The 12,954-nt window shown below is 63.5% G+C and carries 10 protein-coding genes; 8 read left to right on the top strand and 2 right to left on the bottom strand.

Annotated elements, in window-relative coordinates; translation table 11 throughout:
* Positions 1 to 138 precede the first annotated feature (138 nt).
* Entirely contained in the window at positions 139 to 717 is a 579-nt protein-coding gene (locus tag DQ397_RS09955) for an AAA family ATPase (RefSeq protein WP_043211594.1), read from the top strand.
* A 130-nt stretch (positions 718 to 847) separates the two neighbouring features.
* Positions 848 to 1,774: a D-alanyl-D-alanine endopeptidase gene (pbpG, locus tag DQ397_RS09950; protein WP_043211593.1), complete on the top strand. Its 927-nt coding sequence runs from the start codon at positions 848 to 850 to the stop codon at positions 1,772 to 1,774.
* Between the two features lie 124 nt (positions 1,775 to 1,898).
* On the opposite strand, the gene DQ397_RS09945 is transcribed toward pbpG, so the two are convergent.
* The gene (locus DQ397_RS09945; RefSeq protein ID WP_043211592.1) at positions 1,899 to 2,333 is read right to left on the bottom strand and encodes a hypothetical protein; all 435 of its coding nucleotides are present in this window, start codon (positions 2,331 to 2,333) and stop codon (positions 1,899 to 1,901) included.
* A gap of 185 nt (positions 2,334 to 2,518) precedes the next feature.
* Here DQ397_RS09945 and pvdM point away from each other — a divergent pair, with 185 nt between their 5' ends.
* From pvdM to DQ397_RS09915, 6 genes are all read left to right on the top strand, one after another.
* Positions 2,519 to 3,862, top strand: coding sequence for a pyoverdine-tailoring dipeptidase-like protein PvdM (pvdM, locus tag DQ397_RS09940; RefSeq protein WP_043211591.1), 1,344 nt, complete (start codon positions 2,519 to 2,521; stop codon positions 3,860 to 3,862).
* A gap of 17 nt (positions 3,863 to 3,879) precedes the next feature.
* Complete coding sequence (locus tag DQ397_RS09935) at positions 3,880 to 5,160, top strand: aminotransferase class V-fold PLP-dependent enzyme (RefSeq protein WP_043211589.1); 1,281 nt, start codon at positions 3,880 to 3,882, stop codon at positions 5,158 to 5,160.
* Between the two features lie 22 nt (positions 5,161 to 5,182).
* A complete protein-coding gene (locus DQ397_RS09930; RefSeq protein WP_043211588.1) occupies positions 5,183 to 6,091 on the top strand; it encodes a formylglycine-generating enzyme family protein in 909 nt (302 codons plus the stop codon).
* Positions 6,092 to 6,174: 83 nt separating this feature from the next.
* Positions 6,175 to 7,509 carry a lysine N(6)-hydroxylase/L-ornithine N(5)-oxygenase family protein gene (locus tag DQ397_RS09925; protein WP_043211586.1) on the top strand — a complete coding sequence of 445 codons (1,335 nt, stop codon included), beginning with the start codon at positions 6,175 to 6,177 and terminating at the stop codon, positions 7,507 to 7,509.
* Positions 7,510 to 7,536: 27 nt separating this feature from the next.
* Positions 7,537 to 9,183: a cyclic peptide export ABC transporter gene (locus DQ397_RS09920; RefSeq protein ID WP_043211583.1), complete on the top strand. Its 1,647-nt coding sequence runs from the start codon at positions 7,537 to 7,539 to the stop codon at positions 9,181 to 9,183.
* A 130-nt stretch (positions 9,184 to 9,313) separates the two neighbouring features.
* Entirely contained in the window at positions 9,314 to 11,704 is a 2,391-nt protein-coding gene (locus tag DQ397_RS09915) for a TonB-dependent siderophore receptor (protein WP_043211580.1), read from the top strand.
* 211 nt (positions 11,705 to 11,915) lie between these two features.
* Here the strand turns inward: DQ397_RS09915 and DQ397_RS09910 are convergent, their stop codons facing one another.
* Positions 11,916 to 12,875, bottom strand: coding sequence for an alpha/beta hydrolase (locus DQ397_RS09910; protein ID WP_043211578.1), 960 nt, complete (start codon positions 12,873 to 12,875; stop codon positions 11,916 to 11,918).
* Between the last annotated feature and the right edge of the window lie 79 nt (positions 12,876 to 12,954).

The following is a 12,954-nucleotide window of genomic DNA, read 5'->3' as shown; positions in this document are numbered from 1 at the left end:
CCGCCCGGAACGACTTCGCCGAATATCCCCAGGGCCATACGTTTCAGGCGTGCCCTGCTTGTTGATGAGCGCAATCTAGTATCGCTTATGCAAAACTGCGTAGCTCAGTTGAAAGGAAGGCTTTCGGACCGAGTACATATGAATCACTTCGTCGTTATTTCCGGCTGCTCAGGCGCAGGTAAATCAACTCTCTTGTCCGAGCTTAAGCGGCGCGGCTATGCAGTGGTAGAAGAGCCCGGGCGGCGTGTCGTGCAGGCAGAGGAACGCGCAGGCGGGAAGGCATTGCCTTGGATTGATATGGAAGCCTTCTTGCGTCGGGCCATCGACGTAGCGCTGGAGGACTATGCCAATGCGCCATGTGGTAGTTCGCAATGGGTGTTCTTCGACCGTGGCCTGATCGACGCGGCGGCTGCGCTTCAGACCCTGACCGGCGATCTCATACTGGAAAAGCTCAGCCAGCAGCATCCCTATAACCCTCATGTTTTCCTGGCACCGCCATGGGCAGAGATTTACGTGCAGGACGCAGAGCGCCGCCATGACATGGCTGCCGCTCGATGTGAGTTCGAGCAGCTCCAGAAGACTTATCCAGCGCTAGGCTATGCGGTATCGCTGCTGCCCAAGATCAGCGTGGCTGAGCGTGCCGACTTCTTATTGACCACGTTGGGCATCGCTGAGCCCAGCGGTACTGGCTATGTCGCTGAACGGGTACAGGATTAAATTTCGTTCACCTTGCGCCCTTTGGATATAAGGCATTCGACAGCCGTTCGGCCATACTCCAGAATGCATCGGTTTTTTGGGGGAAACCCTTGCACAGCCAACGACATACCAACTTTTAGTGAGCCTCAACGTGAAAACTTCCCTGTCCATCCTCAGCCTGCTGCTGTTGCTCACAGGAACCGCGACCCTTCCGTCGACCGCTGCTGCACAACCCCCGGCCCAGGTACAACGCGACCCCGCCAAGCTGCACCTGGCCTCCGGCAGCGCCCTGCTGATCGACCTGAACACCAACCAGGAGTTGTATTCCAGCCATGCCGACCGCGTAGTGCCCATCGCTTCGGTCACCAAGCTGATGACCGCCATGGTGGTGCTGGACGCCAAGCTGCCCATGGATGAGATGCTCACCATGACCATTGCCAACAACCCGGAGATGAAGGGTGTCTATTCCCGTGTGCGGCTCGGTAGCCAGCTCAACCGTCGCGAGACCCTGCTGATCACCCTGATGTCTTCGGAGAACCGCGCCGCCAACAGCCTGGCCAACGCCTATCCGGGTGGCTACAGCGCGTTCATCAAGGCAATGAATGCCAAGGCGCGCAGCCTGGGCATGGCGCACACGCGCTATGTCGAGCCCACCGGCCTTTCGACCCAGAACGTCTCCACCGCCCGTGACCTGGCCAAGCTGCTGATGGCTTCGCGCAAGTACCCGATGCTCAGCGAGCTTTCCACCACCCGCGAAAAGACCGTGGCGTTCCGCAAGCCCAACTACACACTGGGCTTTCGTAACACCGACCATTTGGTGAACAAGAGCAACTGGGACATCAAGCTGACCAAGACCGGTTTTACCAACGAGGCCGGCCACTGCCTGGTGCTGCTGACCAAGATGGACAATCGCCCAGTGGCCATGGTGATCCTCGATGCCTTCGGCAAGTACACCCACTTCGCCGATGCCAGTCGCATGCGCCAGTGGTTGGAGACCGGCAGCGCCAAGCCGGCACCGGCGGTGGCGATGCAGTACAAGGCCGAGCGCCAGAGCCGTCCGCGCCTGGCCAACGACTGATCCGCGACCATGCTGCGCGGCGCCTGCTTCGCGGGTAAATCCGCTCCCACAGGTATGGCGGGGTTCGTGAGAGCACCGCAAAACCTGTGGGAGCGGATTTACCCGCGAATGCGCATCCCAGGTTTCAAGCCTGGGTACTGACCATGCCACCGGCGCTGCTGCCGCCGGTTTTGCTCAGGGCTTCCAACAGTTGCGCGGTGGCCGCCTGGATTTCACCGCTGATCGTGGCGATGCTCGCCTGCTTGGCGGTGATCGCTGCCAGCTTGCTGGTTTCGTCCATGTTCTGGGCCGCCAGCTGAGCCAGTTGCTTTTGCTCCTCGGCCAGCTGCTTCTGCAACTTCTTGATCATCTCCCGCAATTGCTTGATGTGCGGCGGCTCACCGCTGTCCTCGGCACTTTCCGCTTGCTTGGCCTGTTTGGCCTGCGCGGTATCACGCAGCCCGGAAAGATCGACCTGCACGCCCGTCGCCTTGCCCTGTTCGGTCTTGTCCGCCTCGCCCGCCTGGGTGGTCGTGGCCAGCGATGGGCTAGCGATGTTGATCCCTGTGATGCCTACCATGTGTTTCTCCCTGCCCATTAGGGCCATTTAGACGCAGTAACTATCGGCCGCCCGGCGCACTTCTTGAGCGTCAGCGCCCGCCAATAAATTTGCCGTCCCGCCATTCGTCCACCTGATACCCGAGCCCTGCCCTGGCCCACACCTGCCCGGCACCTCGCCCCGATCAGCCCTGCAACGAGATGGCAATGACCACGACCCGCTCCCGCAAAGCCCTGTACATCGGCCTGCCCCTGGCCTTGGCAGCCGCCCTTGGCGCTGCCGGTTACTTCCACTGGTTCGGCCAGGATCCTGGCTACCCGCGCCCCATCGTCGAGCAGGCCAATGCCCTGCACGAGCACATGCTCTCTTTCGACAGCCATGTGACCGTGCCACTGGACCTGGGTACAGCAGGCAACGAGCTCGACAAGGACGGGCCGGGCCAGTTCGACCTGGTCAAGGCCGGCCGTGGACGACTCTCCGGCGCGGCGCTGACGATTTTCGGCTGGCCGGAGATCTGGAACGGGCCCAACGCCCCGCACCGTCCCACCCCGGGCTTCGTCGACGAGGCCCGCCACCAGCAGGAAGTGCGCTACAAGATCATCACCGGCATGGTCCGCGATTTCCCCAACCAAGTGGGCATCGCCTACACCCCCGAAGACTTCCGACGCCTGAACGGCGAAGGCAAGTTCGCCATCTTCATCAGCATGCTCAATGCCTACCCGCTCGGCCACGACCTGTCCCAGCTCGACCTATGGGCGGCGCGTGGCATGCGCATGTTCGGCTTCAGCTACACCGGCAACAACGACTGGGCCGACTCCTCGCGACCGCTGCCGTTCTTCAACGACACCGCCGATGCCCTTGGCGGGCTGTCGCCGCTGGGTGAGCAGGCGGTCAAGCGCCTGAACGATCTGGGCGTGATCATCGATGTGTCGCAGATGTCCACGCTGGCCCTGGAAGATGTCGCCCGTCTTTCCCGCGCGCCGATCGTCGCCTCCCACTCCGCGCCCCGGGCACTGGTGGATATTCCACGCAACCTGTCCGACAAGGAGATGCAACTGATCAAGGACAGCGGCGGCGTGATCCAGGTGGTCGGCTTCGGCCAGTACCTCAAACCGCTGGGCAAGCCAGTACTCGACAAGCTCCAGGCCCTGCGCACGCGTTTCGACCTGCCGCCCTTGCAGGGCCTGGCCAACGCCCTGATGCCAGGCGATGCGGTGATCGCCATCTGGCCCGAGGCGCGCTTCGGCGAGTACGCAAGTTCGCTCTACGGCATCCTCGAGGAAGAGCCCAAGGCCACCCTCAAGCAGTACGTCGATGCCATCGACTACACGGTCAAGAAGGTCGGCATCGACCATGTCGGCATCAGCTCGGACTTCAATGACGGCGGCGGCCTGGAGGGCTGGAAGGACGTCAGCGAAATCCGCAATGTCACCGCCGAACTGCTCACCCGCGGCTACAGCGAAACCGACATCGCCAAGCTGTGGGCCGGCAACTTCCTGCGCGTGTGGGAGCAGGTCCAGAAATCCGCCCACCCTGTCGCCCACCGCTGATCAAGGCCTGACCGCTCATGAGCAATCGCCGTACCTTCCTCAAGCAAGCCGGCCTGCTGGCCGCAAGCCTTCCCATGATGCCCCACGCCCTGGCCGTCGCCGCGCCCGCGTCGCTGACCGGCCAGGACAAATGGCGCCAGCTGCGCACATTGTTTCCCCAGGCGCCGGAGGTGATTCACCTGTCCAATTTCCTGGTGACCACCCACCCTCGGCCAGTGCAGGAGAGCATCGACCGCTACCGCGCCGAACTCGACCGCAACCCGGCGCAGTGGATGGACTGGCACAGCCAGGCAGTGTGGAAGCGCGAGGCCGAGGTCCGCGAGTGGGCCGCACGCTATCTGGGCGTCAAACCCCGCCAGATTGCCCTGACCGGCAGCACCACTGAAGGCCTGGGGATGATCTACGCGGGCCTGAAGGTGGCGCCGCACCAGGAGATCCTCACCACCGAGCACGAACACTACTCGGCCAACACCAGCTTCGACCTTCGCCAACGCCGGCAAGGCACCCAGGTGCGAAAGCTTCGCCTGTTCGACGAGGCCTGGAACGTCAGCACCGAGCGCATCCTGGAGACCATCGACCGCGCCATCAGGCCCCATACCCGCGTCCTGGGCATGACCTGGGTGCATTCGGGCAGCGGCGTGAAACTGCCCATTGGCCAGATCGGCGAGCTGGTGCGTCGGCACAATCGCGACCGCGACGAGCAGGATCGCATCGTCTACGTGGTCGATGGCGTGCATGGGTTCGGCGTGGAAGATGCGCAGTTTTCCGACTTCAACTGCGACTACTTCATCGCCGGCACCCACAAGTGGATGTTCGGCCCCCGGGGCACCGGCCTGATCTGCGCCGCCAGCGAAAAACTGCAAGACCATCTGGTACCCACCTTCGCCACGTTCTCCGAGGACGAGGACTTCGCCACCATCATGACCCCCGGGGGCTATCACAGCTTCGAGCACCGCTGGTCAGTCGGCAAAGCCTTCGAGCTGCACCTGCAATTGGGCAAGGCCGATGTGCAGGCGCGTATCCACCAGCTCAACGACTACTTCAAACAGCGCCTGGCGGAAATCGACCAACTCCAACTGGTCACCCCCCAAGGCAGCACCCATTCGGCCGGGTTCACCTTCTTCCGCGTCAAGGCCGAGGAAGACCAGGACCGGTTCGCCAACTACCTGATCGAACACCGGGTGATGGTCGACGCCGTGTACCGCGACGCAGGCCCGGTGATCCGCACCGCGCCGGGCCTGCTCAACGACGAACAGGAACTCGACCGTACCCTCGCGCTGCTCAAGCGCACGCTATGACCGCCACAGCAAGGAACCCACGATGCCCACGAACCTGCTACGCCCGCTATCCCTACTCGGCCTGCTCGGCTGCCTGCTCGCAGGCCCGGCCCGAGGCGCGCACGACCACAAGCCCGGCGAAGTGTTCCAGGACTGCAAGGACTGCCCGCAGATGGTGGTACTGCCCGCCGGTAGCTTCCAGATGGGCACCCCGGACGATGAGGTCGGCCGTCAGCCTGACGAGGGCCCGTTGCACCTGGTGACCTTCGACAAACCCTTCGCCATCAGCCGCTTCCACGTTACCGCAGGCGAGTGGCAGGCCTACCTCAAACAGACCGGTACGGTGATCGCCGACGGTGACGATCGCCCAGGCCGGCGCTGCACCAACAGCGTCCCCAGCTACAAGCTCGACCCCAAAACCGCCGACCGCCACCCTGCCGTGTGCATGAGCTACAAGGACGTCGAGGCCTATGTCGCCTGGCTGTCGAAAAAGACCGGCCATACCTACCGCATGATCAGCGAGGCAGAACGCGAATACGCGGCCCGTGCGGGCAGCACTGGGCCATTCCCCTTCCCTCTGGACCCGGATGCCGACTACGAAATCACCCGCCACGCCAACGTCTACGGCCCCAAGGACGGCTTCAGCTATACCGCTCCCGTGGGCAGCTACCCGCCTAACGCCTTCGGCGTGTACGACATGCACGGCAACGTCTACGAATGGACTGCCGACTGCTATCACGACAGCTACGTCGGCGCGCCCAGCGATGGCAGCGCCTGGAAGGAACCCAACTGCGAGCTTGTGCAACTGCGCGGCAACGACTGGGGCGAAGCACCGATCTTCTCCCGCTCGGGCAACCGCAACCAGACCTATCCGGACGATCGCGGCGACTGGATCGGCTTTCGCGTCGTCCGGGAACTGGAGAACGAGAAGAGTTCTAAATTGCACGGCTGACGGCTCGTTCTATCGGTGTACATGCGCAGGACCCGGGTGCCTTCAAGGCACCCACCTCCGACAGACCCCGAGGAATCGTCACCATGAGCCAGCACCCAACCTCCGAGCCCCTTCACGACCTGATTGGCGTAGGCTTCGGCCCTTCCAACCTGGCCTTGGCCATCGCCCTGGAAGAACTCGCCGACACCCACGGCTACGCCCTCGATGCCCTGTTCATCGACAAGCAGCGCAACTACCGCTGGCACGGCGACACCTTGGCCACCCAGAGCGAACTGCAGATCTCCTTCCTCAAGGACTTGGTGTCCCTGCGCAACCCCACCAGCCCCTACAGCTTCGTCAACTACCTGCACCAGAAGCAGCGCTTGGTGGACTTCGTCAACCTGGGCACCTTCTACCCCTGCCGCCTGGAGTACAACGACTACCTGCGCTGGGCTGCCGAACACTTCGCCACCCAGGCGGCCTATGGTGAGGAAGTGGTGCGCATCGAGCCGGTCCTGGAAGCCGGGCGCATCCAGCACCTGCAAGTGATCTCCCGCGAGGCGGGCGGCCAGGAGCGCCGCCGCCTGGCCCGCTCGGTGGTGGTCGGCACCGGCGGCACGCCGAAAGTGCCGGCGACCTTCGCCGCGTTCAAGCATGATCCACGGGTCTTCCACCACTCCACCTACCTCAAGAGCCTGGCGGCCCTGCCTTGCAGCGACGGCAAGCCGATGCGCATCGCCATCATCGGCTCTGGCCAGAGCGCGGCCGAGGCGTTCATCGACCTGAACGACAGCTACCCATCGGTGAAGGTCGACATGATCGTACGCGCCTCGGCGCTCAAACCCGCCGACGACAGCCCCTTCGTCAACGAAATCTTCGCGCCGCAGTACACCGACCTGGTGTTCAACCAGAGCCAGCCCGAGCGCAAGAAACTGATCGATGAGTACCACAACACCAACTACTCGGTGGTGGACATCGACCTGCTCGAGCGCATCTACGGCATCCTCTATCGCCAGAAAGTCGCCCACCAGTTCCGTCACGCCGTGCTCTGCCGCCGTCAAGTCGAAGCGGCCACCGCCACTGCCGAGGGCATCGAGCTGACCCTGCAGGACCTGGCCACACACCAGCAGCAGACCCATCGCTACGACGCGGTGATCCTTGCCACCGGCTACGAACGCCGTTCGCACCGCGAGCTTCTGGCGCCCCTGCAGCAGCACCTGAAGGACTTCGTGGTCGATCGCGACTACCGGGCCCTGGCCAGCGACGACCTGCAGGCGGCGGTGTACCTGCAAGGGTTCTGCGAAAGCTCACACGGCCTGTCCGACACCTTGCTCTCGGTGCTGCCGATGCGCGCCAGCGAAATCGGTCAGTCGCTGTACCAGACTCTGGCCGGCCAGCGTGCCGGGCTGCGTGAAGCCGTCGCCCTGAGCCGCGCGTAACGCGCGGCCGTTTTTTGAGGACGCTTCATGAGCTCGACAAAGGCTACATCCCGCGAACTGCTGTCGATCCTGCGCCCGCTGCTGCCCACCCTGGCCGTCTCCATCGTGCTGGGGATCGTCGGCGGCCTGAGCGTGACCGCACTGCTGGCGAGGATCAACGCCCTGATGCACAGCGAGCAGGCTATCGCCAGCGCGGTCATGCTCGGCTTTGCCGGACTGTGCGCGCTGGCCCTGGGCTGCGCCATCGCCGCGAACATCGGCACCAATTACGTTGGCCAGCAGGTGATCGCGCGCCTGCGCATCTCGTTGGGCGGCAAGGTACTCTGCGCCCCAATCGAGCAGTTGGAACGCTACCGCAGCCATCGCCTGATCCCGGTGCTGACCCACGACATCGACACCGTGAGCGACTTCACCTTCGGCCTGCCGCAGCTGATCGTCTCGCTGACCGTGACGTTGGGTTGCCTGGGCTACCTGGCCATGCTCGATGGGACGCTGTTCCTGATCACCGCCAGCGCTGTGGTGCTTGGCTGCATCGCCCAGTACGTGGCGCGCAGCCATGGCATGGGCGGCTTCGAAGCCGCCCGCGAAGAAGAAGACCAGTTGCAGAAGTACTACCGCAGCATGGCCGAGGGCGCCAAGGAACTGCGCATGCACCGCCAGCGCCGGCACACGCTGTACCGCGAGCAGGTGATTCCCACCGTGCAGCGCATCGCCGCACTGCAAATCCGCTCGGTGAACATCTTCCTGAGTGCCAGCACCTTCGGCTCGCTGCTGTTCTTCATGGTCATCGGCTTGTGCCTGGCCCAGCAGACCTGGGGGGTGCCGGTCGAAAACAGCGTGCTCAGCGGCTTCATCATGACCTTGCTGTTCATGAAAGGCCCGATGGAATCGGTGCTCAGCCTGCTGCCGCTGATCAGCCGCAACGCCGTCGCCCTCAAGCGCATCGCCGACATGAACGCCGCGTTCTCCACGCCCGAGCCGTTCCTGCTCCCCGCCAACGAGACCAACGCACGCCCTGTGCTCAAAAGCCTGGAGCTGCGTGGACTGACCTATGCCTTCCCCAGCGTCGACGGCTTGCCACCATTTCGCATGGGGCCATTCGATCTGACGGTCACGCCAGGTGAACTGCTGTTCATCGTCGGCCAGAACGGCAGCGGCAAGACCACCCTGATCAAGCTGTTGCTGGGCCTGTACGAACCCGACAGCGGCCAGGTACTGCTCAACGGCCAGGCCGTCGGCCCTGCCCAGCGTGACGACTATCGCCAGCTGTTCACCACCGTGTTCGCCGACTTCTTCCTCTTCCAGGAACTGCTCGAACGCAAGGGCGTGCTCCCCGAGCACACCCAGGCCTACCTCGAGCGCCTGGAGCTGGCGCACAAGGTGACCATCCGCGACGGCGCGTTCTCGACCACCGACCTCTCCACCGGTCAGCGCAAACGCCTGGCCCTGCTGCACGCCTGGCTCGACGAGCGTCCGGTGCTGGTGTTCGACGAGTGGGCCGCCGATCAGGATCCGGCGTTTCGCAAGGTCTTCTACACCGAGCTGTTGCCGGACCTCAAACGCCAGGGCAAGACCGTGATCGTGATCTCCCACGACGACCGCTACTTCGACCTGGCCGACCAGCTCATCGAAGTACGTGGCGGCCAATTGCATCCCTTGACCGAGCGCGCCTGACCCCAGGCGCGTCTTTTTACCCCTACCTGCAAGAATTTTTTCCGGTTTCCAGAAGGCTATGCGTCTTCTCCTTGAATACGAACAACTCTCATTCACCCAAAAAATTACAAGTTCCTTCAAAGGAAGCACGATGTCTGTCAAACACGTACTGTCACCGTTGGCCCTGGCCCTCATGCTGCCCTGCGCAGCGCTGGTCCAGGCCCAGGAAATCCAGTTGAACATCCCGTCGCAACCGCTGGGCTCGGCACTGCAAGCCCTCGGCCAGCAGACCAACCTGCAGATCCTGTTCAGCCCTGACACCGTCGGCGGCAAGCGCTCCACCGCGGTGAACGGTCGCCTTGAGCCGCAGCAAGCGCTGCGCCAGATGCTGCAAGGCACCGGCGTGCGCTACAGCATCGACGGCTCCCAGGTCACCTTGCAGGGGCCCTCGGCGGGCGACGCTCTGGAGTTGGGGAACATCCAGATCGACGGCCAGGCCCTGAGCGCCACCTCCGAAGGCACGCACTCCTACGCGGCCCAGGCGGTCACCATCGGCAAAGGCACCGAGCGCCTGAAGGACATCCCGCAGTCGGTGACCGTGGTCACCCGCCAGCGCATGGATGACCAGAACATGAACAACCTGCAGGACGCGATGCGCCAGGTCACCGGCGCCACCATCAAGACCTACAACACCGGCTCAAGCCTGAACGACGTGTACATGCGCGGCTTTTTGGTGGACCAGGTGCAGGTCGATGGCGTCTCGCAGATCACCGGCCAAGGCGACATGGCCACCAGCTTCGACCTGGCCATGTATGACCGCGTCGAAGTGCTGCGCGGCCCGAGCGGCCTGTACGCAGGGTCCGGCGAGCCGGCCGGTACCATCAACGTGGTGCGCAAGCGCGCCCTGGACACCTTCGCCCTGAACGGCGAGGTGGCCGCAGGTTCCTGGGACCGCTATCGCACCATGGTCGACGTCACCGGCCCGCTGAATGCCGAAGGCACGATCCGCGGCCGTGCGGTCACCGCCTACGAGAACAACAAATCGTTCGTCGACTATGTCGAGAACGAGCGCCCGATGTTCTATGGTCGCCTGGAAATGGACCTGGACCCGAGCACCACCCTGTCGTTCGGTGGTGCCTACCAGGAGAACGACTCCACTCCGGCGTTCGGCCTGCCGGCCTATGCCAACGGCAAGCTGCTGGATGTGGGCCGTCACACCTACATCGATGCCAAGTGGAACACGCTCAAGGAAGAGACCTGGGAAGCCTTCACCGAACTCGACCACGCCCTGGACAATGGCGGCCAGTGGAAGACCTCGCTGACCTACCGCGATGCCCGCACCCCCACCCGCGAGTTCACCTGGACCACCGACGGCGTGGACCCGGCGACCAATACCGCCATCGCGTCGATGTACTCCTACTACACCCGCATCAAGACCATGGGTCTGGACAGCTTCGTCACCTCGCCATTCACCTTCGCCGGTCGTACCCACGAGTTCACCCTCGGTGGCGAATACCAGCACCTGGACAAAGCCTTCACCTACGGCACAGCGGACCTTGACGGCGACGGCTGGGCGGACGGCTTTCCGATCGGCATCGGCGGCGCCAACGACCTGCCGCACCTGGACATGCCGCACACCAACTTCAACTACTCCAAGAGTGAGCAGTACGGGATCTATGGCCGCACCAAGCTCAGTGTCACCGACGAGCTGGACGTGATCCTGGGCAGCCGCGTGACCTGGTTCGAAGCTGACGCGAAGAACGCCAACACCTTCTTCAACAACTTCGGCAACCCGTCCACCGAGACCAACGCCAAGGCCATTCCCTATGGCGCCATCGTCTACAAGCTGACCCCCGAGCTTTCGGCCTACGCCAGCTACACAAGCGTGTTCAAGCCCCAGAGCGAAACCGACGCCACCGGCAAGCAGATGGTCGGCCCGCACAAGGGCAAGCAGTATGAAGTGGGCCTGAAGCAGGAACTGCTCGATGGTCGCCTGAACGCATCCCTGGCGATGTTCCAGATCTTCGACGAGAACCGTGCCCAGTGGAACGGCGTCAATGGCTACGAAGCCAGCGGCAAGGTGCGCAGCCAAGGCTGGGAAACCGAGCTGACCGGCAACCTGACCGACAACTGGAGCATCGCCACCGGCTATGCCTTCACCATGACCAAGCTGCTGGAGGACGACACCACCAACGGCGTGAGCAAAGGCAGCCAGTTCAGCACCATCACGCCCAAGCACAACTTCAATCTGTGGACCAAATACGAGTTCCTCGACGGCGCGCTCAAAGGCTTCCATGTGGCCGGGGGTACCCGTGTGGTCAGCGAAACCTCCTACAGACGCGGTGATGTCGACTTCGTTCAGGGTGGCTACGCGGTGACCACCGCGCAGGTGGGCTACAAATTCAGCGAGCACCTGAGCTCGACCCTGACCGCCAACAACCTGTTCGATCGCAAGTACTACGACCGGGTTGATAGTGCCTGGGGGTCGAACTTCTATGGCGAACCGCGGAATCTGACCTTGACCTTGCGCGCCCGCTACTGATCGGCGCCAAGCAGGACCAGGAGGCCGGAGCCACGTGTGTGGGCTCCGGCTTTTTCGTTGGGGCTGTGTCGGTTCTGAGGTTTGTGGGCTTAGCCATTGAGCTGGGTGACGCTGATTCACCCTTGCGCCCTTACGGCGGCTTACTTTTTTCTTGGAAAAAGCAAGCAAAACCGCTGCGCCCCTAATGGGCCACGCAGCGGCCCCCAAGCGCTCAGAGCCGCCGCTGGATTTCCTGCGCCAGCGTCGTCAGCATTTCGGGCACTTCGCCTACCACCTCGCCCATGCGTGCAAAGTCGTGTGTCATGCCTGCCTTGACCTCGCAGTCGATCTCGAGCCCAGCCCCGCGCACCCGTTCGGCATAAGCCAGGCCTTCATCGAGCAATGGATCGAACTCGGCCAGCCACAGGATCGTCGGCGCCAGTTGCGCTGGCAGCTGGGCATGGATCGGCGAGAAGCGCCAGTCCAGCCGGTCTGCAGTATCACGTTCGTACTGCCGGTAGAACCAGCGCAGCGACTGCTTCTCCAGCAGGTAGCCCTCGGCGAAGCGTTCCAGCGAGGGTCGCTCCACCGCCGCGTCCAGCACCGGGTACAGCAGCACCTGGACCTTCGGCCGCAACGCCAGTTGCTCCGGGGCCGAAGCGGCGCGGATCGCCAGCGCGGCCACCAGGCTGCCGCCGACGCTGTCGCCTGCCAACGCCACCCGCCCGGCATCCAGGCCATGACGGGCGCCTTCATTGAGCAGCCACAGCGCCACGTCCTCGGCATCGTTGAATGCGGTGGGGAACTTGTGCTCCGGCGCCAACCGGTAGTCCGCCGACAGCACCACGAAGCCCCCCGCCAAGGCCAGGCGACGACATAGGGTGTCGTGGGAGTCCAGGCTCCCCACCACATAGCCACCCCCATGGAAATACACCAATACCGGACGCAGTCGCTCCGCACCCTGGGCACGCTGATAGGCCCTCGCCGCCAGGGGCTGGCCGTCGCGGCTGGGGATCGTCAGCTGGGTGATTTCCAGGTTGCCGGCCGGGGCGCTGTCCAGCAGCCGTGAAGCTTGGGCGAACTGCTCGCGTGCCTGTTGCGGCGACAGTTCATGCATGGGCTGGCTCTTGCCGGTCAGGCGACCGAACTCCACCAGTTCGAGAAATCCTTCAATATCAGGGTGCAGCGGCATCGATCGGTCTCCAAAAAAAAACCACGCTCGACTCACTAACGTAAGCCGGGCGTGGCTATTTACTGCAAACCGCCAGACT

The organism is Pseudomonas sp. CK-NBRI-02, assembly GCF_008124495.1.
GTDB lineage: Bacteria > Pseudomonadota > Gammaproteobacteria > Pseudomonadales > Pseudomonadaceae > Aquipseudomonas > Aquipseudomonas guariconensis.
The sequence above is the reverse complement of the archived record's forward strand: the minus strand, read 5'-3'. Positions and strand labels throughout refer to the sequence as shown.